The sequence below is a fragment of the Methanobrevibacter sp. genome, from assembly GCF_017427765.1.
Classification (GTDB): domain Archaea; phylum Methanobacteriota; class Methanobacteria; order Methanobacteriales; family Methanobacteriaceae; genus Methanocatella.
In genome coordinates this window covers 1-2453 of sequence record NZ_JAFRSC010000036.1, presented here as the reverse complement: position 1 = coordinate 2453, position 2453 = coordinate 1, and the positions used below count along the sequence as shown (strand labels likewise).

General features: G+C 26.5%; 2 protein-coding genes. One reads left to right on the top strand and one right to left on the bottom strand.

Annotation, left to right across the window (positions count from 1 at the left end; all coding sequences use genetic code 11):
* Nucleotides 1-11 precede the first annotated feature (11 nt).
* Entirely contained in the window at nucleotides 12-320 is a 309-nt protein-coding gene (locus tag IJL02_RS11635; protein ID WP_292816625.1) for an RRXRR domain-containing protein, read from the bottom strand.
* A gap of 599 nt (nucleotides 321-919) precedes the next feature.
* Here IJL02_RS11635 and IJL02_RS11630 point away from each other — a divergent pair.
* On the top strand, nucleotides 920-2380 hold the full coding sequence (locus IJL02_RS11630) for a transposase (RefSeq protein ID WP_292816627.1): 1461 nt from the start codon (nucleotides 920-922) through the stop codon (nucleotides 2378-2380).
* The last annotated feature ends 73 nt before the right edge of the window (nucleotides 2381-2453 follow it).

The window sequence follows — 2453 nt, the reverse complement described above, 5'->3', positions numbered from 1 at the left end:
TATCTAGTTTTTCAAGATCGTCTATTTTTCCTATATTCTTTTCTAGTGGATATAAGATTAACTATATCATTTCTAAGTTCTACATTTGATGCAAATAACTCCTTTTTTTCAGTTGTTGCAGATAATCCTATGATTTTACTGCCTGGGTCTACACCTAATGAAATATTTTGTTTATAACCGCTTGAACCGTATAATAATTTAATTGTAAATGGTTCTCTGTTAATAACTATTGCCTTTTTATTTTTTAATAATTTTCTTGCTTTTGCAGGTTTACAAGGCATTAATGGTTTTTCATATTTATTTAGTACATAAACTAACATATAGTCTACCTCCTATCTCTGAGTTAATATAAGCCTTCGCCAATGTTATTTTGGAGTTTTATATATAGGCAACACTGTTTCTACCATCCCAAAACTGTTTAATCACCTATCTTAGAGCTACGAACTAGGCTTAACATCCATAGGTAACTATATATTTCCAAATAACGAAATAAGCTAGTCAATTAGTGACTTAATAAAAGTCACGACTTAATATGCCGTGGTAATTGACCTCACCCTGAGAACGTATTAAAAAATTTATCATATCATTAAACCATTCATTGAGTGTTGGCAGAAATTATTAATTTTTAATTACTGTTCAATTTTTTACTAATTTTTAACATTTTTATTAAATTTTGTTCAATTAAGATTATTCAATTTTTTTTACCCTATTTTTTTGTTATTTTTTTAATTTATTCATAATGTTCTCTTAAATTTATATATACTATTCTAATAATTCATTATTTTTAATAATATTAATTATTTACTTTTTATTCTAACTATAAGTTATTAAAATCTATTTATATTATAAATTACAAATATATAAGTAATTATAGTTTATTCTATAGTTATATGATTGAATTTATGGATTTTTGATTAGAATGATGTTGGATAATCAAATTTTAAAAGATAATGGTATGGAAATTAGTCGAATGGAGAATGAATTTCAGCTTATGTATTTTGCATCAGTAATTGTTGATGGTGCTTTTAATTTCTTTAAAATTGAGCGAAAAACTTCAAATGTAGGAAAACCGCCATTTGAACTTAAAAATATGATTAAATTAATTTTTTATGGTTATATGAATAAAATAACAAGTACTGTGGTTTTGGCTTATAATGCAAAATACAATCATTTATACAATTTAATTTCACAAGGTATTGAACCTAGCGATAGGACAATTAGGGATTATTGTAAGTATTTTCAACCAATTTATCGGTTAATTATTAGTTTTATTCTTATTGTGGCCAATAAATTGGGTTTAACTGATTTTGAGCATATTGCGATTGATGGTACAATAAAAAAAGCATATAATTCACCTTTTAATATAATCAAAGAAAAAGACATTAGTTTGTTAATAAAGCATTATATGGTTGAAGAATTGTCAAAAGATGAAATTAAACAGCTTAGAAGAACAGCAAGAAAATTTTTAAAGGATAAATCAGTTACGGATGATGAAAAAGTAGATATTTTGTTTCATTGGTGGCGTTTGTTGGATTATTCTGGTCAAGTATCGCTTGCTTTAAATGATTATGATGCAAGATTAATGAAAATTAAAGATAAAGGACAAAAGTACCCTAAATTTTCATATAACATTCAATTAGGTACTGATACAAAATCAAAGTTAATTTGTGGAGTTAATGCAGTTCAAAATCCTACAGATCATTATCAAATTCCAGCATTAATGAAACAAATCCTCGTTAATTTAAACACTAAACCCAATAAAATTAGCGCGGATACAATATATTCAACACTAGCAAACCTGACATTTCTCGAAGAATTAGGTATAACTGCTTTAATTCCAACAAAACAGCAAAATAGACAAAATTCAGGTAATGCACCTGAAAATCCTTTTGCTATAGATTATTTTGTTTTTGATGAATATAAAAATGTTTTCATTTGTCCAAATAAAAAAGAATTAACTCTTGATGGAGCATATCCAGCACCTCAAGAAAAAGGAGGCGGAAATAAAATCAAACTAATCTATTCAAATTACCAAGCCTGCAAAAAATGCAAAGACAAAAAAACCTGCTACAAAACTAATCACAGAACAATTACAAGATATGTTCACGAAGTTACATACAAAACAGAAAGATTAATGTCCACTAAAGATGGAATAAAAGAATATAAACAACGTTCAAAGACAGTAGAAGCACATAACGGAACATTTAAAAGAATCTACAACTACGACCACATACCAATAACAGGCTTAAAAAAGGTACAAAACCTAATGTATACTATTATAGCATCCTATAACCTAATAAGATTATTTAATCTGATAAAAGAGAACAAAATGGATTTCTATTCTATCATTAGTGCAATAAAATTCATATCACTAACATGAAAAAAACTGTGGAAAATAATTAAAAGGAGAAAAATGAAAAATGTTCAAAATCAAATAATTTCTGCCAACACTC